This window comes from Streptomyces sp. NPDC058678 (assembly GCF_042714835.1).
Taxonomy (GTDB): domain Bacteria; phylum Actinomycetota; class Actinomycetes; order Streptomycetales; family Streptomycetaceae; genus Streptomyces.
Map to the genome: position 1 here is coordinate 55,024 of NZ_JBHXSG010000010.1, position 19,697 is coordinate 74,720.

Genomic DNA, 19,697 nt, shown 5'->3' on the forward strand with positions numbered 1-19,697 from the left:
GCATGCGACGCCGTAGACGTCTGGGAGACGATCCGCCCTAGCGCAGGGTGACTTCGCTCGTCCCGTTGTACGGCGCCATGCACAGGACCGTCTTCGGGGTGCGCAGGATGTCGTCCTCCGCGAAGAGCCGCCGTGCCGTGTCGAAGGGCACGGCGTCGCAGGCGACCAGGGAGACGCGGTCGTACAGGGCGCGGGAGGTTTCCGACAGGGGCCGGCCCGGCTGCCCGTCCTCGCCCTCTCCCCAGACGTCCCACAGCAGTGTCTCCACCTTGTTCAGGGCCGCGAGGTCGAGCCGGATGTTGCCGGCCACGAACCGCTCCCCGTGGAGCGGGCCCTCCTGCGGCGGATGCAGCCCGAAGGTGTCCGGGTCGGCCCCGCGCTCGCGGATGGCCCGCCACGCCTCGCCCGCGACCAGGAAGCGCTCGCGCGGTACGTCCATCGGGTCGAAGTCGACGTTCAGGTCGTCGAGGAGCGCGGGATCGGCGAGCTGCGCGTCGGCGAGGAGCCAGGTGCCGCGCTTCTCGTCCCAGTACTCGGTGACGACGTGGTCGCAGTGGAAGCCGTCGGCACGGAAGTAGTCGGCGAATCCCGACCGCAGGCGGGCCGGGGCGCCCCGGTGGCGCAGGAACGAGCAGTGCAGCAGCGTGAAGTCGCGGCAGACGCCGACGAACCGGTCGCGGGGCGGGCGCCGCTGGGCGAGCGGGGCGTCGTCGCGTTCGACGACGATGCGCAGGATGTCGTCGACGTAGCGCGTCTCGGCGTCGTTGTGGAGACGATCCTGCGAGATGGCGTACCCGAAGGCCTCGCCCTCGACGCGGTGGATCATCAAGTCCCGTACCACGCGGACCAGTTCGGCGGGGTCGTCCGGCAGGCCGGCGTAGTGGTGAGCGAGGGCGCCGGGGTCGGAGAAGTCGCTCTGCGCGGCGTAGAAGGCGAGGGTGTCCGGGTTCTCGGGCATAGCCGGAACCGTGTCAAAATTCCCGGCGAAATGTCCAGGAGTCCGGGCAGGTAACCTGTGCCGATCACCGCCGTGTGTGCGGCAGTTGGGCCCCCTTGGAGGAACGTTCATGGTTGCTGCTCCGGTTCTGGAGGAGCTGCGCGAGGTCTGCCAGCCGCAGGCCAAGCTGGCGAGCCGCAACGGCGAGCACTGGGCGGGCCGGCTGTACATGCGGCGCCTCTCGCTGCGGTTCACCCGGCAGCTGGTGCGCACGCCGGTCACCCCCGACCAGCTGACCTGGACGATGGTGGTGTGCGGGGTCGCGTCCGGGGCCGCGCTGATGATCCCGGGCCTGACGGGAGCTGTCCTGGCCGTCATCCTGATGCAGTTGTTCCTGCTCTTCGACTGCGTGGACGGCGAAGTCGCCCGCTGGAAGGGCCAGAACAGCGCGTCCGGCATCTACGTCGACCGGCTCGGCGCCTACCTGGCCGACGCGGCCCTGCTGGCGGGCGCGGGCTACCGGGCCGCCGAGTCCGGTGTCGGCGGATGGCTGTCGATCGGCATCGCCACCGCCCTGGGCGTCGTGCTGCTGAAGGCCTCCACCGACCTCGTGGACGTGGCACGCGCCCGGCGCGGGCTGGGGGTCGTCGACGACGAGTCGACCCGGCCGCGCTCCCAGGGCGTGGCGACGGTGCGCCGCCTCGCCGCCGCCTTCAAGATCCACCGCGTGACCAACGGCATCGAGGCGTCTCTGGTCCTGCTCGTCGCGGCCGTCGCCGACCAGATGACCGGCGGTATCGAGCCGACCCGCTGGGCGCTGGGCGCGCTCGCCGTGATCACGTGGGTGATGGTTCCGGCCCACCTGCTGTCGATCCTGTCGTCGTCGCGGCTGCGCTGAGGCAGCCGTACCGGGGATTTCCGCGGGAACCGGTACGCGCAGGTCTTCGCGCCCTACCGTGAAAGGCATGGACGCAGAAGAGGACGAGCGCCTGGCCGCCATCACCCCGGAGATCTCCCGCCTCTCCATCGACCTCCTGCGCAGGGCGGCCGGCACCTACCCCGCGGAACGCCTCGCCAAAGAGGCCCTGGAGTACGCCGACGAGATCTTCGACCAGTACGGCACCGACGGCCTCCGCCTCCTCGTCATGAGCCTCACCGGCTGGGCGGCCGTCCAGCTGGAGGTCAACGCCCACGAGTCGGGGCGGTCTTTGCAGTCCCTCCTGGACGACATGATGCTCACCTGGCTGGAGACGGAGACGGAGACGGAGACGGAACCGCGGCCGGGGGCGGACGACGAGGATGAAGACGAGGATGAGGCGAAGTAGGAGGAGGGTGGGGCGCTCGTCCGGTTCGGCTCACGGGCGTTCGAACACCGCGTAGTCGGCGAAGCTCCTCCGGTAGCGGGTGTGCCGGGTCTCCTGGGTGTGCCTGCGTTGCCACTCCTCCACCTCGCCGGGGTCCTGGCGGGGCCCGGACGCCGCGCCGCAGTCGGTCTCGTCGCCCGAGACGCAGTGCGCCTCGTACTCCGGCTGCGCCGACGCGTCCTGCACGATCGTGTAGGGCACGTACCGGAAGAGCCGGCGCCCGGCCGTTGCCCCGCCGTGTTCACGGCGTCGGTGCTGCCGCAGCAGCACGTTCGCGTCCGTCTCCGCACTGCCGTCGAACGCGGCCCGAGCCTCCTCCCGCCGGGTCGCCAGCTCTTCGCACGTCGCGCAACCGGGGAGCGGGACGGGGGGCCGATCCACATCGGCCTCCAGCAGAGGCGTGGTCGCGAACCCCTCCCTGGAGCGGTCGTTGGCCGCCCGTACGCCCGCGCTCAGCCGTTCCTCCCTGGTCGCCGCCCGGATCCGCGCCGGGTCCGCCTGCCACTCCCGCCCGCCGCCGACCGGACGCAGCATCGCGTACGGGCCCGTCCTGTCCTGGTACTCGCCCACCTTGCGCGTCCGCGGGTCGTAGACGAGCGTTCCCGGTTCCCACCGCTCAGACATGTGCAACTCCCGACACCTTCCGTAACTCTGGGTGTATCGAGCGTCACTCAGGGGAACGGTCCGCATCAACGCCTGGCGCGTGCCAGTGGTCCACTGTCACGGAGGGGGAGGCAGCCGTGAGCCGACGCAACGCCGATGCGGGATCCGGGCTCAGCACGAGTACGGCCGCCGTGTTCGGCGAGGTCCTCAAGCACTTCCGCGAGGCGGCGCTGCTCACGCAGGAAGGGCTGGCCCGGGAGATCCCCTGCGACCGGTCGCATGTGGCGCGGGTCGAGGCGGGGACGCGGGTCCCGCAGGACACGTTCGCGAAGAAGTGCGACGAACTGCTGGGCACGGGCGGGGTGTTGCTGCGGTTGTGGGGGCGGATCGACTGGTATCCGCAGGTGGAGCATCCGGACTGGTTCCGGCGCCGGGCTGAGATGGATGCGGTGGCCATAGGGCTGAGGGAGTATCAAGAGCGCGTCGTTCCGGGCCTGTTGCAGACGGAGGACTACGCGCGGGCCCTGTTTCGCGCCTCGTGAGCGGCGAGGAGTTGGAGGAACGTGTCCGGGCCCGGCTGAGCCGTCAGCGGCGCTTCCTGGCCGACGGCGGGCCGTTCTACGCTGCCGTTCTCGATGAGAGTTGTCTGCGCAACGTGGTGGGCGGCGCGGCCATCATGCGGGACCAGTGCGCGCACCTGCTCGACGTCGGTCGGCATCCCAATATCCACATCCAGGTTGCTCCGGCCGACCGCATCGGGCTCTTCCGGCCCAGCGGCTCCATGTCACTGATCAGGCTGCCCGACGGGCACGAGTGGGTCTACTCGGAATCGCTGGATCGTGGCCATTTCAGCGACGATCCAGCCGTCTATGCGCGACACAGCCAGACCTATGATGTGCTCAGGGCGGACTCTCCGTCAGCCCTCGAGTCCACCGCTTTGATCAGCGACGTGATGGAGAGGTACCAGCATCATGAACAGCCACGATCTCAGCGCGGCGACCTGGGTGAAGAGCAGCCACAGCGACGCCAACGGCGGCAACTGCATCGAAGTAGCCCCCGAGTTCTCTACCGTCGTCCCCGTCCGCGACAGCAAGACCCCTGACGGCCCCGTCCTGCTCGTCAGCCACGCCGCCTGGTCCGCGTTCACGTCCGCTCTGCGCTGACCGGCGGGGCCGGTCGTCAGAGCCGGAATTTCATGCCGCGCCAGGTCCATCCGGCACCGAGGACCGCGTTCCGCAGGGGGGTCTTCATCTCCGAGGGGTCGAATCGGAAGACCTCCTTCCTGTGTCGTCGGCCGTCGGGGCCACGCTCGAACTCCCAGAACCGGGTCACCGCGGTCACCTGCCCGCGGCCGTACTCCCGTTCCCGCCTGTCCCACTTCTCGTCGATGCTCCGCACCTCGTGGTCGGCGTGGATCAGACGCATCCGGGTTCGCAGCGTCACGCGCAGCCTGGGGACCTCCCACACCGCCACCAGGTCGGCACGTTCGGAGGGGAGGGCCTTGCGGACGACGTACGGAACGTCCGGGCTGTCGACCGCGAGCAGCGCGGCCTCGACCTGCGGGCCGGGAAGGGGCCCGACCCCACTGTCGGGATGGTGGGCGGTGCTGGTCAGCTTGCCGAAGAGGCCCATCGGGTCAACCTAGGGGGGAGTACCGGCACCTACAAGCCGCATTCTCCTAGGCCCCGACCTTCAGCAGCAGCTTCCCCGTGCTGGCCCGCGTGCCCATCAGCCGGTGTGCCTCCGCCGCCTCCGCCAGCGCGAACTCCGCCGTCACCGGCAGGGACACCGTGCCGTCGGCCACCGTGGTGAAGGCACGTTCGGCCAGGGCCCGCAGCTGTGCCGGGGCCGTCTTCGCCAGCGTCAGGATGGAGAAGCCGCCCACCGAGACGCCGTACGGATACAGCTCCGGCTGGCCCACCTGCCACGGCTCGGCCGAGCTCGCGTTGCCGAAGGAGACCAGTCGGCCGAAGACGGCGAGGGAGGCCAGGCTGCCGTGGAACGTCTCGCCGCCCACCGGGTCCAGGGCCAGGTCGACGCCCCGGCCGCCGGTCGCCTCCCGTACCGCCTTCTCGAAGTCGCCGACGAAGACCTCGTCGTAGCCGTGGTCGCGGGCGTAGGCCGCCTTCGGCTCGGTCGACACCACGCCGTACACCGCCCCGGCGCCCGCCGCCTTCGCCAACTGTCCGACCACGGTGCCGATTCCGCCTGCCGCGCCCTGCACCAGGACGCTCTCGCCGGGCTGCAGCCGGCCCACCGTGTGGACGAGGGCGTACGCCGTCGGCAGCACCGTGGGGAGGGTCGCGGCCGTGCGCAGGTCCATGCCCTTCGGCAGTGGGAAGACCGTCGCCGCCTGCGCCACGGCCACTTCCGCGTAGGCGCCGCCGTCCGTCAGGGCGGTCACCTCCTGGCCCACGGAGAGCCCGGCGACTCCCTCGCCGAGCGACCGCACCCGCCCGGAGACCTCCAGGCCGGGGCGGAAGGGGAGGGCGGGCACCCGGTAGCCGTCCGAACGGGCCTTCAGGTCCGCGAAGTTCACCCCCGCGTACGCCACGTCGATGCTCACCCGGCCGGGGCCCGGCTCGGGCACCGCCGCCTCCACCGTCTTCAGGACCTCGGGGCCGCCGTACTCCTGGATCTCGATCGCGCGCATGCCGGACTCCCCGCTCGACTGTTCAATCAAAAGCGAACACTCGTGAGTGTATGGTTTCTATCGAACACTCGGCAAGCCGTCAGTCGTCAGCCAGGAGGCAGGGCAGCGTGGCCACCACCAGCCATCGGGCCGCCCCCGAACACACCCACCCGGACGACGTCCCGGTCCTCACCGCGCTGGCCGCGCTCGCCGATCCCGTACGCATCGCCCTGGTGAGGGAGCTGGCCGGGTCGGACGAGTGGTCGCGCAGTTGCGGCAGCTTCGACGTACCCGTCGGCAAGGCGGCCCTCAGCCATCACTTCTCGGTGCTGCGCGCGGCCGGGCTCGTGGAGCAGCGGGACGTGGGGCCCAGGCGGGTCAACAGGCTGCGGCGGGAGGAGTTCGAGGCCCGGTTCCCGGGGCTGCTGGAACTCGTCCTGCGCGATAACGCCTGAACCCGGCAACGGGCGCCGGTCAGCGCGCCGCCCGCCGCAGTACCGCGTACAGCCCCGCGCTCACCGCGAACCCGACCAGGCACGTGATGTCACCGAAGGACGGCCACCGCTCCGGCACCCACCCCACGTACTTCTCCTGGTTGGAGAAGACCGGCACCGACACCGCGATGCCGACCAACAGGGCGGTTATTCCCGGCCAGTTGGCGAAGGTCCGGTCGCCGAGCCGGGCCGACAGCCGCTCGACCGGCGTCCGCGCCTGCAGCCACCGCTCCACCAGCACGACCCCGAGCCACGGCCCCACCCAGTAGGCGATCACCAGCAGGAACGCCTCGTACGCGTGCCCCGCGTCCGCGAGTGACGCCCACGCCGCCGCCGTACCGGCGACACCGCACAGGACGACGATGGCGCTGCGGCCCAGCCACGGGGGGAGCTTGAGGCCCAGGGAGGTGATGGACATGGCGGAGGAGTAGACGTTCAGGGCGTTCGCGGAGACCGCGCCGAGGATGATGGCGAGCAGGGCGAGGTCGCCGAGCCAGCCCGGGAGGTGGCCCGTGAAGGCGGCCGTGGGGGTGGCGCCCTCGGAGGCGACGATCGTCGCCGACGCCGCGCCGATCACCGACACCACCGCGACCGAGACGAACAGGCCGACGGCCGGGTAGAGGGCGGTCTTGAAGCGGTTCGCCGTACGGGGGAGATAGCGGGAGTAGTCCGAGGCGCCCGGGTTCCAGCCGGCCGTGTAGCCCCAGGCCGCGCTGAAGGCGAGGAGGAAGCCGCCGATGCCGCCACCGGCGCTCGCGCCGCCCAGGTCGGCCTCCTTGAAGGTCCAGACGCCGGCGAGCAGGAACACCACCGCCAGTGCCGGGAAGGCGTACTTCTCGAAGGCGTGGACGAAGTTGTGGCCGATGAAGCCGATCACGATCTCGGCGACCACCACCAGCAACAGGGAGGGCAGCGGACGCAGGCCCGTCAGCGTGTTCAGCGCGAAAGCGGCGCTCACACTGTTCACGGCGAACCAACCGACGCCCGCGACAAGTGCGTTCACACCCGCCGGCAGCAGATTGCCCCGGAACCCGAAGGAGAAGCGGCCGACCGCCATCTGCGGGACGCCGAAGCGCGGGCCGTCCAGGGACAGGATCCCGTGGGTCAGCGACCCCAGCGCCGTGCCCAGCAGCAGCGCCGCCGTGGCCTGCCAGAAGTTCAGCCCGAAGAAGAGCACCGAGATCACGCCGATGTACACGGTCGCGAACTCGATGTTCGGGGACGCCCACGTCCACAGCAACTGGAGCGGGCTGCCGTGGCGTTCGGCGTCTGGGATCGGTTCCGAGCCCGCCGTCTCGACGGCGATGACCCTGTCACCGTATTCGGGGGTGAGCGCGGTGCCGGTGGAGTCGGCGGGAGCAGTCGTCATGCGAGGTAAGTGTCCGGCTCCCGCCTGCCGCCGCCCAGGGGCGCATTGTCCGCTTCGGGCGGCTCACCGGCGTACACCTTGTCAGGTGCCGGTGTCACGCGGTGGCGGCCCTGGTGGCGTCAGGCGGTGGGGTCGTCGCCGCCGTCCTTCTTGTCCTGGTCCTTCTTGTCCTCGTCGTCGGGGGACTTCTCGTCCTTGAGGGACTTGAGGAACTCGGGATTGTCGTCGGGCGCCACCCACTGCTGCCTGCCGCCCCGGCTCCACGGCGAACCGGCGGAGCCCGCGGAGCCGGCCGCGCCGGCCGGGTGCCGGTTCTTGCCCGCGATGAGCCACGAGATGGAGCCGGCGAGCGGGAACACCAGGACGAGGATGGCCCAGAGCGGCTTGGGCATGTAGCGGACGTCCTGGTCCTTCGTGCTGATGCAGTCGATGAACGCGTACACGCTCAGCGCCAGTGGCACGAGGAACATCAGTACCCGGAGCATGGGGGCCTTCCAGTGGAACAGTCGTCGGGGCCGCGGGGACGGACCCCAGGTACCGGGCCAGGGTAGCGGCTCGGGGATACTTGACCCCATGGCTTACGACGATCTTCGTTCCCTGCTCAGGGCCCTGGAGCGCGAGGGTGACCTCAAGCGCGTCAAGGTCGAGGTGGACCCGTATCTGGAGGTAGGGGAGATCGTCGACCGGGTGCAGAAGTCCGGCGGCCCGGCGCTGCTCTTCGAGAACGTGAAGGGCTCCGCGATGCCCCTCGCGATGAACGTCTTCGGGACCGACCGGCGGCTGCTGAAGGCCCTGGGGCTGAAGTCGTACGGCGAGATCTCGGAGAAGATCGGCGGGCTGCTGCGGCCCGAGCTGCCGCACGGCTTCGTGGGCGTGCGGGAGGCCTTCGGGAAGCTCGGCGCGATGACGCACGTACCGCCGAAGAAGGTGAAGTCGGGGGACGCGCCCGTCCAGGAGGTCGTGCTCCAGGGTGACGACGTCGACCTCGACCAGCTGCCCGCCCTCTTCACCTGGCCGCAGGACGGCGGCTCCTTCTTCAACCTGGGGCTCACCCACACCAGGGACCCGGAGAGCGGGATCCGGAACCTGGGCCTGTACCGGCTCCAGCGCCACGACAAGCGCACCATCGGCATGCACTGGCAGATCCACAAGGACAGCCGGAACCACTACCAGGTCGCGGCGCGGCGGGGCGAGCGGCTGCCGGTCGCGATCGCCTTCGGGTGTCCGCCCGCCGTGACGTACGCCTCCACCGCGCCCCTCCCCGGTGACATCGACGAGTACCTCTTCGCCGGGTTCATCGCGGGCAAGCGGATCGAGATGGTCGACTGCAAGACGGTGCCGCTCCAGGTGCCGGCGCAGGCGGAGGTCGTGATCGAGGGCTGGCTGGAGCCGGGGGAGATGCTCCCGGAGGGTCCCTTCGGCGACCACACCGGCTTCTACACCCCGCAGGAGCCCTTCCCCGCACTGAAGATCGACTGCGTGACGATGCGGAAGCGTCCGCTGTTGCAGTCGATCGTCGTAGGCCGGCCTCCGACGGAGGACGGACCCCTGGGCCGTGCGACGGAGCGGTTCTTCCTCCCGCTGCTGAAGATCATCGTGCCGGACATCGTGGACTACCACCTGCCCGAGGCCGGCGGCTTCCACAACTGCGCGATCGTGTCGATCGACAAGAAGTACCCGAAGCACGCGCAGAAGGTGATGCACGCCGTCTGGGGGGCACACATGATGTCCCTGACCAAGCTGATCGTGGTCGTCGACTCCGACTGCGACGTCCACGATCTGCACGAGGTCGCGTGGCGGGCCCTCGGCAACACGGACTACGCCCGCGACCTCTCGGTCGTCGAAGGCCCCGTCGACCATCTCGACCACGCCTCCTACCAGCAGTTCTGGGGCGGCAAGGCGGGCATCGACGCGACGAAGAAGTGGCCCGAGGAGGGCTACACGCGCGACGGCGGCTGGCCCGACATGGTGCTGTCCGACCCCGAGACGGCGGCGACCGTCGACCGTCGCTGGAAGGAGTACGGGCTGTGAGTTCAGCTTCCGCGGCGCTTCCACAGCCGGGGCGCACGAAGGCCTTCCTGCGCCTCGTCATGATCGAGCACTCCGTCTTCGCACTGCCCTTCGCCTACATCGCCGCCCTGACCGCGATGTTCCAGTTGGACAGGAACATCCACTGGGGCCGTCTCCTCCTCGTCACCGTCTGCATGGTGGGCCTGCGGACCTTCGCGATGGCCGTCAACCGGATCATCGACCGGGAGATCGACGCCCGTAACCCCCGGACCGCGCAGCGCGAGCTGGTCACGGGCGCGATGTCGGTGAAGCACGCCTGGACGGGTGCGCTGGTCGCACTGGTGGTCTTCCTCGGCTCGGCGGCCCTGCTGAACCCCCTGTGCCTGGCGCTGGCCCCCATCGCGGTGATCCCGATGGTCGTCTACCCCTACGGCAAGCGCTTCACGAACTTCCCGCAGGCCATCCTCGGTCTCGCCCAGGCGATGGGCCCGGTCGGCGGCTGGCTGGCGATCAGCGGCGAGTGGTCCTGGGACGCGGTGATCCTCGGTCTCGCCGTCGGCATCTGGATCGGCGGCTTCGACCTGATCTACGCCTGCCAGGACGTCGACACCGACCGCGAGATAGGCGTCATGTCCGTCCCGGCCCGCTTCGGCATCCCGGCCGCGGTGTGGGGCGCGCGGGTCTGCCACGCCGCCACGACGGCGTTGTTCGTCTGGTACGCCCTCGCGACCGACGCGGGTGCCTTCTTCTGGCTGGGCCTGATGATCGTCGCGAGCGCGTTCGTCTACGAGCACTCGATCGTGCGACCCCACGACCTGTCCCGTCTGAACAGGGCGTTCTTCAGCGTCAACGGGTTCATCGGGATTGCCCTCTTCGTGTGTGCGCTGATGGATCTGCTGGTGCGCGGGCTCACGGTGTAGGGGCGGCCTCACGGTGCAGAGGCGGCCTGACGTACGAGGGCCTCACGGACGAGGGCGGCCTCACAGTGTCAGTGGGGCTCATCGTGCAAGCGGGGCCTCACCGGGTCAGGACAGGGGCGGTCCCGGCCCGGCTGCGGAACACGAACGCCGCCGCCACGCCCGACACGAGCCCGATCAGGTGCCCCTGCCAGCTGACGCCGGTCTGCGTCGGGGCGAGGCCCGCGAGGATCGCGCCGCCCCAGACCGCGCCGACCAGCAGGCCGACCAGGACCCCGAGCGGCTGGCGCTCGACGAAGCCGCTGACCATCAGGAAGCCGAAGAGGCCGAAGATCAGCCCGGAGGCGCCCGCCGTGTTGCTGTGCGCCGGGGATATCAGCCACACGCCCAGGCCGTCCGCGACGATGACCAGCGCGCACACCGCCGCGAAGCGGCGCAGCCCGCCCAGCGCCGCCAGGAAGCCGAGGACCAGCAGCGGCACGCTGTTCGCGGCCACATGGGCGAAGCCGAAGTGCAGGAAGGCGGCGGGGACGATGTCGACCAGCTCGGCGGGAACGCGCGGGATGATCCCGAAGTCGTCCAGCGCATGCCCCGTGGCCACGTCCACCACTTCGAGGAGCCACAGCAGCGCGACCCAGCCCACCATCAGCTTGGCCGCTGCCTTCGCACGGTCGCCGCGCGACCACTCGAGTTCCGTACCGGACATGGCAACCCCCACAGCTCGCTCGTCCCTCATGGGGAACGCCCCGGCACCCTTGGCCGGTTCCCACCCTGCGACGCCGGATAGGCTCGGGGTTGTGAACCCAGTCAAGCCAGGAGAGACGCCGCGTACGCCTTGGATCGTAGGGGTGTCCGGCGCCTCCGGCACCCCTTATGCCGCTGCCGTGCTGCGCGCACTGCTCGCCGCCGGCGAGAGCGTCGACCTGGTCGTGTCACGGGCCTCCCGGCTGACCCTCCTCGACGAGACCGGGATCTCCTTCCGGGACGCCCACTGGCAGGACGACCTGCGGGAATGGCTGTGCAGGGGCGCCGACGGGAAGCCGGGGACCTTCGAGGCCGACATCGACGGCGTACGGCACTGGAGTGCCGGTGACCTGGCGGCGGGGCCGTCCTCGGGGTCGTACCCCTCGAAGGGGATGCTGATCGTGCCGGCCTCCACCGCGTGTGTCGCCGGAGTCGCGCTGGGCCTGTCCAAGGACCTGCTGCAGCGGGCCGCGAGCGTCACCCTCAAGGAGCGGCGGACGCTGGTCGTCGCCGTACGCGAGACCCCGCTGAACGGGCAGACCCTGCGCCACCTGGTCACGCTCGACGACGCGGGCGCGAGTGTCGTACCGGCCTCGCCCGCCTTCTACGCGGGCGCGACCCACATCCAGGATCTGGTGGACTTCGTCGCCGGACGGGTCCTCGACGCGGCGGGTGTCCGGCACGGGCTGTACCGCCGGTGGGCGGGCGAGTTGGGGAGCTCCCGGGCCGAACGGCCCGAACCGCCCGAGTAAGTACCCGCGGTAGCAGCGGTAGCAGTAGCAGCACGCACCACCAGCCCCAGGAACACTCCAGACCTCTCAGTCTCTTCATCGGAAGGCTTCAATCGCATGGACGCGGTGGACAGGCAGCTCATCCAGGCCCTGAGGGAGAACGGCCGGGCCTCCTACGCGGAGCTGGGACGCCTCGTCGGTCTGTCGGGACCCAGCGTCACCGACCGCATCAACCGGCTGGAGGCGGCCGGCGTCATCACCGGCTACCGGGCCACCGTGGACGCCGCCTCGCTCGGCCTCGGCGTCATCGCCCTGATCGGCATCTCGCTCTCCGACGCCGCCGACCACGAGGACGTGGCCCGCCGGCTGAAGGACCTCTCCGAGATCGAGGACTGCTGGTTCATCGCGGGCGACGACTCGTTCATGCTCAAGGTGCGGGCGACCGACGTCGACGGGCTGGAGAAGATCATCCGGCGGCTCAGCGGGACCAAGGGCGTGTCCCGCACCCGTACCACGATCGTGCTCTCCACCAAGTGGGAGAACCGGGTGGGTGAGCTGCCCGAGGAGGAGTGACCGGCTGGGCGTACGGTTGAGAAGGTTTGTCACCGAGGAGAGGCAGAAGCATGGACGTCGGGCTCAAGCGCGAGCTGGAGGACAAGGTCCGGGCCGGTGAGCGGCTGACCCGCGAGGACGGCGTCGCGCTCTACGAGTCGGACGACCTGGCCTGGCTGGGCGGTCTCGCGCACGAGGTGCGGACGCGGAAGAACGGCGATGTCGTCCACTTCAACGTCAACCGCCACCTCAACATGACCAACGTGTGCACGGCGTCCTGCGCCTACTGCTCCTTCCAGCGCAAGCCGGGCGAGAAGGACGCGTACACGATGCGCATCGAGGAGGCCGTCAAGCTCGCCAAGGCGATGGAGGGCGAGAACCTCACCGAGCTGCACATCGTCAACGGCCTGCACCCGAACCTCCCGTGGCGCTACTACCCGCGCTCCCTGCGCGAGCTGAAGGCCGCCCTTCCGCACGTGTCGCTCAAGGCCTTCACCGCCACCGAGATCCACCACTTCGAGACCATCTCGGGCCTGACCGCCTCCGAGATCCTCGACGAGCTCATCGACGCCGGACTGGAGTCCCTCACCGGCGGTGGCGCCGAGATCTTCGACTGGGAGGTCCGCCAGCACATCGTGGACCACCGGACGCACTGGGAGGACTGGTCGCGGATCCACCGGCTCGCGCACGAGAAGGGTCTCAAGACCCCGGCCACCATGCTCTACGGCCACATCGAGGAGCCCCGCCACCGCGTCGACCACGTGCTGCGCCTGCGTGAGCTGCAGGACGAGACCGGCGGCTTCCAGGTCTTCATCCCGCTGCGCTACCAGCACGACTTCGTGGACGTGAAGGACGGCAAGGTCCGTAACCGCCTCCAGGCGCGTACGCAGATGGCGACCGGCGCGGAGGCGCTGAAGACCTTCGCGGTCTCCCGGCTGCTCTTCGACAACGTTCCGCACGTCAAGGTCTTCTGGGTCATGCACGGCGTCCAGACCGCGCAGCTCGCGCTCCAGCACGGCGCCGACGACATGGACGGCTCGGTCGTCGAGTACAAGATCACGCACGACGCGGACAACTACGGCACGCCGAACAAGCTGACCCGCGAGGACCTGCTGGACCTCATCCGGGACGCCGGTTTCCGGCCCGTCGAGCGGAACACGCGGTACGAGATCATCCGCGAGTACGACGGCCCCGACCCGGCGCGTCGCGAGTCGCCGCAGCCGATGCGCGTGTGAGGCGTTCCGGGCGCGGTACTCGGCGGGCGTGAGTCCCCGTACGGCCGCGCCCGAAGACGCGTACACCGCCGAACCCTTCGTCCCGGACAGCGGCGGCCTCCCGGCCCTGCGCCGCGCCGCCGGCGAGTGCCGGGGCTGCCCCCTGCACCGGGACGCCACGCAGACCGTGTTCGGGGCGGGAGCGGCCGACGCGCGCGTGATGCTCGTGGGGGAGCAGCCCGGGGACCAGGAGGACCGGCAGGGGAAGCCCTTCGTCGGGCCGGCCGGGAAGCTGTTGGACCGTGCGTTGGCGGAGGCGGGCATCGATCCCGGCGAGGCGTACGTCACCAACGCCGTGAAGCACTTCAAGTTCACGCAGGCGGAACCCCGTAAGCGCCGGATCCACAAGGCGCCGTCCCTGCGGGAGATGACCGCGTGCGGGCCGTGGCTCGCCGCCGAGCTGGCGGTCGTGGAACCCGAGTTGATCGTGGTGCTCGGGGCCACCGCGGGCAAGGCACTGCTCGGCTCGTCGTTCCGGGTCACGCAGGTGCGCGGGACGGTCCTGGAGGAGGAGATCCACGGGCATGCCGAGCGGCTGGTGCCGACCGTGCACCCCTCGTCGGTGCTGCGGGCGGACGACCGGGAGGCCGCCTATCGAGGGCTGGTCTCCGACCTGCGGGTGGCGACCCACGCCCTCGGGTGAGCGCGCAGGTGAAGGCCCGCGCCCCGGAGACGGGCGCGCGACCGGCCGAACCTAAGCTCGTTGACCATGGAACTCACCTTCCGGCTCGACCCCGACCCCACCCCCGCGTTCCTCGACGAGCTGACCCGGCTGTGGACGGCCGTCAACAACGCGGGCGGAGCGGTCGGCTTCGTCGGCGAGACGGCGTACGAGGAGGTACGTCCAGAAATCGACCGGTACGCGGAGTCGCTCGCGGCCGGACGCCACCGCCTGGTCGCCGGGCTCGACCCCGACGGACGGCCGCGGGCCACCGCCTTCCTCGGCCTCAACGCGCACCGCCTGCAGGGTCACTACGGCTGGCTGACCACGGTCATGGTCGACCCCTCCCTCCAGCGCGGCGGTCACGGCCGCGCCCTGCTCGCGGCGGCAGAGGAACACGCCCGCGCCCTCGGCTTGGAGGCGCTCAAGCTGACCTGCCGGGGCGGAACGGGCCTGGAGGACTTCTACGCCTCCCTCGGCTACAAGGAGGTGGGCCGGGTGCCGGGAGGGCTACGGGTCGCCGCGGACGACTACCGGGACGACATCATGATGTGGCTGGTCCTGAACTGACGCCGTCCCGTCGTCGCAGGCCCCCTGCAAGATCGCGTCCCGGGCGTGCTTCACTGGATGGTGCCTTCGGGAAAGCCCTCAGAGGGGGGACCCCCAGTCGGAACGGAAGAGTGGATTGAGATGCTCCGCTACACACTGATGCGCCTCGGGATCCTGGTGGGCTGCCTCGTGGTCGTCTGGGGCCTGGTCTACTCCGGTGTCGTCCCGCGCGGCCTCGGCGAGTCCAACGGCATGTGGATCATCCTGCTCTCCCTCGTGCTCTCCGCCCCGATCAGCTTCGTCGTGCTGCGCAAGGAGCGGGACCGGGCCTCGCTCCAGGTCGTCCAGCGGGTGGACCGGATGAAGTCCAACCTGGAGGCGAACCGCAGCCAGGAGGACGTCGCCGACGACGCCGCGCGCACGCAGGGCAAGGCCTCCCAGGCGTCGTAGGGGGCTCTTCACGCCCGCACCCAATTAGTCTTTCCGGCATGGGTGCCGTGAAGAGCAAGCGGATGCCGCGTGCCGTCCGTGAGCAGCAGATGCTGGACGCCGCCGTGCGGACCTTCGGGCAGCGCGGGTACATGTCCGCCTCGATGGACGAGATCGCCGAACTCGCGGGCGTGTCCAAGCCGTTGGTCTACCTGTACCTGAACTCGAAGGAAGACCTCTTCGCCGCCTGCATCCGCCGCGAGGCCCAGGCCCTCACCGCGGCCGTCCGGGCCGGCGTCGATCCCGAATTGCCCGCCGACCGCCAACTCTGGGACGGTCTGCGGGCGTTCTTCACGCACACCGCGCGGCACCCGGACGCCTGGTCGGTCCTGCATCTCCAGGCCCGTACCCACGGGGAGCGGTTCGCCGCCGAGGTCGCCGCGATGCGCGAGGAGATCGTCGCCTTCGTGACCCACCTGATCGTCGTCGCCGCCCGCGAGGCCCACCGCGACCCCGATCTCCCCGAGCGCGAGGTGGCCGGCCTCGCCGAGGCCCTGGTCGGAGCGGCCGAGTCACTCGCAGCCTGGGCCAACGCCACGCCCGGTGTCAGCGCCAGACAGGCGGCGGCGACCCTGATGAACTTCGCGTGGGCGGGGCTGGGGAACCTGATGGCCGGGCAGCCGTGGTCACCGTCGGAGCCGGTTCACGAGGCGATCGGGTAGACCCCGCCGCTCACATGCACCCGGTCTCCGCCGCGCAGCTCGAACCGCTCGCCGTCGGCGGCGTACGTCACCGTGCCCGGCAGCAGCACCGGTGCCCTGAACTCCGCCCGGACCTGGGCCGCTTGCGATGCGCCGTGCGCGGCCAGGCAGCGGGCCACGGTCCACATGCCGTGCGCGATGGCCCGGGGGAAGCCGAAGAGACGGGCGGTGAGCGGGTGGAGATGGATGGGGTTGCGGTCGCCGGATGCGGCGCCGTACCGGCGTCCGATGTCCCCGGCCAGCCGCCACTCGGCGACAGCGGGAAGCGGCACGCGTGCCTGCTCGTCGGTCGCCCGTGTCTGCCCGCCGGTCGCCCGTGTCTGCCCACCGGTCGCCCGTGCCTGCCCGCCGGTCTCCGCGGTACGGCCGTCCGTGCGGTGCCGGGCGAGATACCTGCTCCTCGACTCCCACATGAGGTCCCCGTCCGCCCGTACCTCGGTGACGACGACCGCCTCCGTGCCGCGCCGGTGCGGCGCCAACCCCTCGACCCCCACGGTGAGTTCGTACTCTCCGGTGGCCGCGAGCGCCTTGTGCCGGGTGATCTCGATCGACGTGTGGACGAGCCCGAGCAGCGGCAGCGGGAAGTCCCGCCCGCTCATCAACTTCATCGCGAGCGGAAAGCCCAGCACGTGCGGATACGTCACCGGCAGCGCGTCGTCCCCGGTGGCGAAGCCGCACACCCGCTCGTACGCCGCCAGCCGCGCGAGGTCGACGCGCAGGCCGGGCAGGACCAGCCGGGTGCGGGAGAAGTCCGCGTCCGGGCGGGGGCGTTTGAAAGGGGAGAGCAGGGCGCCGCGGGTGAGGAGGGGCACGAGGGCGGGGGACCGGGTGAGGACGAGAGACATCACGCCCCCAGCAGGCTCTGGCCGCAGACCCGCACGACCTGTCCGTTGACCGCGCCGGAGGCGGGGTGGGCCAGCCAGGCGGTGGTCTCGGCGACGTCGGCGGGCGCTCCACCCTGGGCGAGGGAGTTCATCCGGCGGCCCGCCTCGCGGATGAACAGGGGGACGGCCGCGGTCATCTTCGTCTCGATGAACCCGGGCGCCACCGCGTTGACCGTCACCCCGTGTTCGGCGAGCGCGCGCGGCGCGAGGGACCGGACGAGCCCGACGATCCCCGCCTTGCTCGCGCCGTAGTTCGTCTGCCCCGCGTTGCCCGCGATGCCGGCGATCGATGCCGTCGCCACGATCCGGCCGCCCTGCTTCAGGGTCCCCGCCGCCAGCAGCGCGTCCGTCGTCCGCAGCACGCTCGCCAGGTTCACCTCCAGCACCGAACCCCAGCGCTCCGCAGGCATGTTGACCAGTCGCCGGTCGCGCGTGATGCCCGCGTTGTGGATGAGCACGTCCAGCCCGGCGGGCAGCGCTGCCGCGATCCGCTCGCCCGCGTCGGCGGCCGTGATGTCGAGGGCGAGGGCGGTGCCGCCGAGCCGTTCGGCGACCTTGTGAGCCTCTTCCTCCGCTGCCGGTACGTCGAGTACGACGACCCGCGCCCCGTCTCTCGCCAGCGTCTCGGCGACCGCCTCGCCGATCCCGCGCGCGCCGCCGGTGACCAGGGCGGTGCGCCCGGCGAGGGGGCGGTCCGGGTCGGCGGGGGCGGTGACCGGGCGGGCGTCGACCTCGATCACCTGGCCGCTGACGTAGGCCGACCCGGGGGAGAGGAGGAAGCGCAGGGTGGACTCGGCGGCGGCCGCGTCGGTCAGCCGTACGAGGTTGACGGTTCTGCCTCGGCCGATCTCCTTGCCGAGCGAGCGGGTGAGGCCCTCCAGGGCCTGCTGGGCGGCGGCCTGGTGATGGTCGGCGGGGGCCGGCGGGGCGCCGAGCACGACGACGCGCCCGCTGGCGGCGACCGACCGGACGACGGGGTGCAAGGCGGCGTGCACGTCGCCGAGCCCGGCGACATCGTGCACGCCGGTGGCGTCGAGGAGGACGGCGGCGGGACGATCCGAGGCATGGGTCGACGGGAGCCCCGTACCGGCGAGGTCGAGGTCGGACTTGCCGGCTGTGAGGTGGAGCAGGTCGCCTTCGAGGGAGGGGTGCCCGGGGGTCCAGCGACGGAGTGCGGCCGGTTGCGGCAGCCCCAGCCGACGGGTCAGGAAACGGCCGGGCGCGGTGCCGGTGAAGCTCAGGTAGCGGTCGGCCATGGCCGTCTCCCCACGCGAATCTTTGCTTACTCTGGAGTAAGGTTACCGAAGGTAAGCCTACGTCACGGGTGAGGAGCTGGTCGAGATGAGCCCCCTGAAGCCGCTGGTGGCCCGCCGCGTGGCGGTCGTCGCCGGCGCCCGCGTCCCCTTCGCCCGCTCCGACGGTCCCTACGCCACCGCCTCCAACCAGGAGATGCTGACGGCGGCGCTCGACGGTCTCGTGGAGCGGCACGAGTTGGAGGCGCCGGGCGCGGTGGGCGAGCTCGTCGCCGGGGCCGTCCTCAAGCACAGCCGCGACTTCAACCTCGCCCGCGAGACGGTCCTCGGCTCGGAACTGGACGCGCGGACACCGGCGTACGACATCCAGCAGGCATGCGGCACCGGCCTGCAGGCCGTCATCGCCGCCGCCAACAAGATCGCCCTCGGGCAGACGGAGTCGGCGATCGCGGGCGGCGCGGACACGGCGAGCGACGCACCGCTGGGCGTCAACGACGACCTGCGGCGACTGCTGCTGGCGGTGCGGCGGGCGAAGTCGCCCGGGAGCCGGGCGAAGGCGCTCGCGCGGCTGCGCCCCGGCCACCTGGTCCCCGAGATCCCGCGCAACGCCGAGCCGCGCACCGGCCTGTCGATGGGCGAGCACGCGGCCGTCACCGCCCGCGCCTGGGCCATCCCGCGCGATGCCCAGGACGAACTCGCGGCGACGAGCCACCAACGGCTCGCGGCGGCCTACGAAAGCGGCTTCTTCGAGGACCTGGTCGTCCCGTTCCGGGGCCTGTCCCGCGACCAGAACCTGCGCCCCGGCTCCACGGTGGAGAAACTGGCCTCCCTGAAGCCGGTGTTCGGCCTCGACGCCCCCGACCCGACGATGACGGCGGGCAACTCGACGCCCCTGACGGACGGCGCGGCGGTCGTCCTCCTGGCGAGCGAGGAGTGGGCCGAGGCGCGCGGCCTGGAACCGCTGGCGTATCTGACCGCGTACGAGACGGCGGCCGTGGACTTCGTGGCAGGGGACGTGGCGGGCGGCGAGGACGGCCTGCTGATGGCCCCCGCGTACGCCGTCCCACGCATGCTGGAGCGGGCTGGCCTGGGAATGGAGGACTTCGAACTCCTCGAAGTCCACGAGGCTTTCGCCTCCCAGGTACTGGCGACGCTGGCCGCGTGGGAGAAGCGCGGCCTGGCACCGGTGGACCGCGCCCGGCTGAACGTCGCCGGGTCGTCGCTCGCGACCGGGCACCCCTTCGCGGCGACGGGCGCGCGGATCGTGGCGACGCTGGCGAAACTGCTGGCCGAGCGGGGTGGGGACGGTGGATCGGGGCGGGGCCTGATCTCCGTGTGCGCGGCGGGCGGGCAGGGAGTGACGGCGGTGCTGGAGCGTACCTGAGGGTCACTCACATAACCTCCGAGGTTGCACATCCCCGGCTCCGGACCACCCCCGAACCCGCACGAACCTTCCACGCGCACGCCGTACGATCACCGTCTTAACCCGCGGTAACCCGTCAGCCGCGCACCGCTGGTGAACGCCCCGGTACG

General features: G+C 71.1%; 23 protein-coding genes and 1 pseudogene. 15 read left to right on the forward strand and 9 right to left on the reverse strand.

Features of this window, described 5'->3' with window-relative positions; all coding sequences use genetic code 11:
* Positions 1–37: 37 nt before the first annotated feature.
* Positions 38–958, reverse strand: coding sequence for a transglutaminase domain-containing protein (locus tag ACFWWR_RS12460; RefSeq protein WP_384303139.1), 921 nt, complete (start codon positions 956–958; stop codon positions 38–40).
* A 109-nt stretch (positions 959–1,067) separates the two neighbouring features.
* Here ACFWWR_RS12460 and ACFWWR_RS12465 point away from each other — a divergent pair, with 109 nt between their 5' ends.
* Together ACFWWR_RS12465 and ACFWWR_RS12470 are read left to right on the forward strand one after the other, a co-directional pair.
* Entirely contained in the window at positions 1,068–1,835 is a 768-nt protein-coding gene (locus ACFWWR_RS12465; RefSeq protein WP_383867773.1) for a CDP-alcohol phosphatidyltransferase family protein, read from the forward strand.
* Between the two features lie 67 nt (positions 1,836–1,902).
* Positions 1,903–2,262, forward strand: coding sequence for a hypothetical protein (locus tag ACFWWR_RS12470; protein WP_383867771.1), 360 nt, complete (start codon positions 1,903–1,905; stop codon positions 2,260–2,262).
* Between the two features lie 30 nt (positions 2,263–2,292).
* On the opposite strand, the gene ACFWWR_RS12475 is transcribed toward ACFWWR_RS12470, so the two are convergent.
* Positions 2,293–2,925 (reverse strand): hypothetical protein, encoded by a 633-nt coding sequence (locus ACFWWR_RS12475; protein ID WP_384303141.1) that lies wholly within the window; start codon positions 2,923–2,925, stop codon positions 2,293–2,295.
* 116 nt (positions 2,926–3,041) lie between these two features.
* Between ACFWWR_RS12475 and ACFWWR_RS12480 the strand changes: the two are divergent.
* Positions 3,042–4,000: pseudogene (locus ACFWWR_RS12480) on the forward strand (Scr1 family TA system antitoxin-like transcriptional regulator); the annotation flags it as partial.
* On the forward strand, positions 3,948–4,067 hold the full coding sequence (locus ACFWWR_RS12485; RefSeq protein ID WP_384303217.1) for a DUF397 domain-containing protein: 120 nt from the start codon (positions 3,948–3,950) through the stop codon (positions 4,065–4,067). The pseudogene ACFWWR_RS12480 and the gene ACFWWR_RS12485, both read left to right, overlap by 53 nt.
* Before the next feature lie 16 nt (positions 4,068–4,083).
* Here the strand turns inward: ACFWWR_RS12485 and ACFWWR_RS12490 are convergent, their stop codons facing one another.
* Positions 4,084–4,536 (reverse strand): hypothetical protein, encoded by a 453-nt coding sequence (locus tag ACFWWR_RS12490; protein WP_383867763.1) that lies wholly within the window; start codon positions 4,534–4,536, stop codon positions 4,084–4,086.
* A gap of 46 nt (positions 4,537–4,582) precedes the next feature.
* Positions 4,583–5,557 (reverse strand): zinc-binding alcohol dehydrogenase family protein, encoded by a 975-nt coding sequence (locus ACFWWR_RS12495; protein WP_384303143.1) that lies wholly within the window; start codon positions 5,555–5,557, stop codon positions 4,583–4,585.
* A 107-nt stretch (positions 5,558–5,664) separates the two neighbouring features.
* Between ACFWWR_RS12495 and ACFWWR_RS12500 the strand changes: the two genes are divergently transcribed.
* A complete protein-coding gene (locus ACFWWR_RS12500; protein ID WP_383867759.1) occupies positions 5,665–5,991 on the forward strand; it encodes an ArsR/SmtB family transcription factor in 327 nt (108 codons plus the stop codon).
* Positions 5,992–6,010: 19 nt separating this feature from the next.
* Here the strand turns inward: ACFWWR_RS12500 and ACFWWR_RS12505 are convergent, their stop codons facing one another.
* Complete coding sequence (locus ACFWWR_RS12505) at positions 6,011–7,399, reverse strand: purine-cytosine permease family protein (RefSeq protein WP_384303145.1); 1,389 nt, start codon at positions 7,397–7,399, stop codon at positions 6,011–6,013.
* Between the two features lie 119 nt (positions 7,400–7,518).
* Positions 7,519–7,884, reverse strand: a complete 366-nt coding sequence (locus tag ACFWWR_RS12510) for a PLD nuclease N-terminal domain-containing protein (protein WP_383867756.1) — start codon at positions 7,882–7,884, stop codon at positions 7,519–7,521.
* Between the two features lie 88 nt (positions 7,885–7,972).
* On the opposite strand from ACFWWR_RS12510, the gene ACFWWR_RS12515 reads away from it, so the two are divergent.
* Positions 7,973–9,430: a menaquinone biosynthesis decarboxylase gene (locus ACFWWR_RS12515; protein ID WP_383867754.1), complete on the forward strand. Its 1,458-nt coding sequence runs from the start codon at positions 7,973–7,975 to the stop codon at positions 9,428–9,430.
* The gene (mqnP, locus tag ACFWWR_RS12520; protein WP_383867752.1) at positions 9,427–10,329 is read left to right on the forward strand and encodes a menaquinone biosynthesis prenyltransferase MqnP; all 903 of its coding nucleotides are present in this window, start codon (positions 9,427–9,429) and stop codon (positions 10,327–10,329) included. The genes ACFWWR_RS12515 and mqnP overlap by 4 nt, the downstream gene beginning before the upstream one ends.
* 97 nt (positions 10,330–10,426) lie before the next feature.
* On the opposite strand, the gene ACFWWR_RS12525 is transcribed toward mqnP, so the two are convergent.
* Positions 10,427–11,032: a rhomboid family intramembrane serine protease gene (locus ACFWWR_RS12525; RefSeq protein WP_384303147.1), complete on the reverse strand. Its 606-nt coding sequence runs from the start codon at positions 11,030–11,032 to the stop codon at positions 10,427–10,429.
* Between the two features lie 28 nt (positions 11,033–11,060).
* Here ACFWWR_RS12525 and ACFWWR_RS12530 point away from each other — a divergent pair, with 28 nt between their 5' ends.
* From ACFWWR_RS12530 to ACFWWR_RS12560, 7 genes are all read left to right on the forward strand, one after another.
* Positions 11,061–11,822: a UbiX family flavin prenyltransferase gene (locus ACFWWR_RS12530; protein ID WP_383867797.1), complete on the forward strand. Its 762-nt coding sequence runs from the start codon at positions 11,061–11,063 to the stop codon at positions 11,820–11,822.
* Between the two features lie 96 nt (positions 11,823–11,918).
* Entirely contained in the window at positions 11,919–12,374 is a 456-nt protein-coding gene (locus ACFWWR_RS12535; RefSeq protein ID WP_383867748.1) for an Lrp/AsnC family transcriptional regulator, read from the forward strand.
* A gap of 50 nt (positions 12,375–12,424) precedes the next feature.
* The gene (gene mqnE, locus ACFWWR_RS12540) at positions 12,425–13,588 is read left to right on the forward strand and encodes an aminofutalosine synthase MqnE (protein ID WP_384303149.1); all 1,164 of its coding nucleotides are present in this window, start codon (positions 12,425–12,427) and stop codon (positions 13,586–13,588) included.
* Between the two features lie 28 nt (positions 13,589–13,616).
* Positions 13,617–14,270, forward strand: coding sequence for a UdgX family uracil-DNA binding protein (locus ACFWWR_RS12545; protein WP_384303151.1), 654 nt, complete (start codon positions 13,617–13,619; stop codon positions 14,268–14,270).
* A gap of 66 nt (positions 14,271–14,336) precedes the next feature.
* The gene (locus tag ACFWWR_RS12550; RefSeq protein WP_383867743.1) at positions 14,337–14,858 is read left to right on the forward strand and encodes a GNAT family N-acetyltransferase; all 522 of its coding nucleotides are present in this window, start codon (positions 14,337–14,339) and stop codon (positions 14,856–14,858) included.
* Positions 14,859–14,978: 120 nt separating this feature from the next.
* Positions 14,979–15,287 carry a DUF4229 domain-containing protein gene (locus tag ACFWWR_RS12555; protein WP_383867741.1) on the forward strand — a complete coding sequence of 103 codons (309 nt, stop codon included), beginning with the start codon at positions 14,979–14,981 and terminating at the stop codon, positions 15,285–15,287.
* Positions 15,288–15,325: 38 nt separating this feature from the next.
* On the forward strand, positions 15,326–15,988 hold the full coding sequence (locus ACFWWR_RS12560) for a TetR/AcrR family transcriptional regulator (RefSeq protein WP_383867739.1): 663 nt from the start codon (positions 15,326–15,328) through the stop codon (positions 15,986–15,988).
* Here the strand turns inward: ACFWWR_RS12560 and ACFWWR_RS12565 are convergent.
* Positions 15,970–16,872, reverse strand: a complete 903-nt coding sequence (locus ACFWWR_RS12565; RefSeq protein WP_383867737.1) for a MaoC family dehydratase — start codon at positions 16,870–16,872, stop codon at positions 15,970–15,972. The genes ACFWWR_RS12560 and ACFWWR_RS12565 overlap by 19 nt on opposite strands.
* Positions 16,872–18,167 (reverse strand): 3-oxoacyl-ACP reductase, encoded by a 1,296-nt coding sequence (locus tag ACFWWR_RS12570; protein ID WP_384303153.1) that lies wholly within the window; start codon positions 18,165–18,167, stop codon positions 16,872–16,874. The genes ACFWWR_RS12565 and ACFWWR_RS12570 overlap by 1 nt, the downstream gene beginning before the upstream one ends.
* An 85-nt stretch (positions 18,168–18,252) precedes the next feature.
* Between ACFWWR_RS12570 and ACFWWR_RS12575 the strand changes: the two genes are divergently transcribed.
* Positions 18,253–19,548, forward strand: a complete 1,296-nt coding sequence (locus ACFWWR_RS12575) for an acetyl-CoA C-acetyltransferase (RefSeq protein ID WP_384303155.1) — start codon at positions 18,253–18,255, stop codon at positions 19,546–19,548.
* Positions 19,549–19,697: the final 149 nt, after the last annotated feature.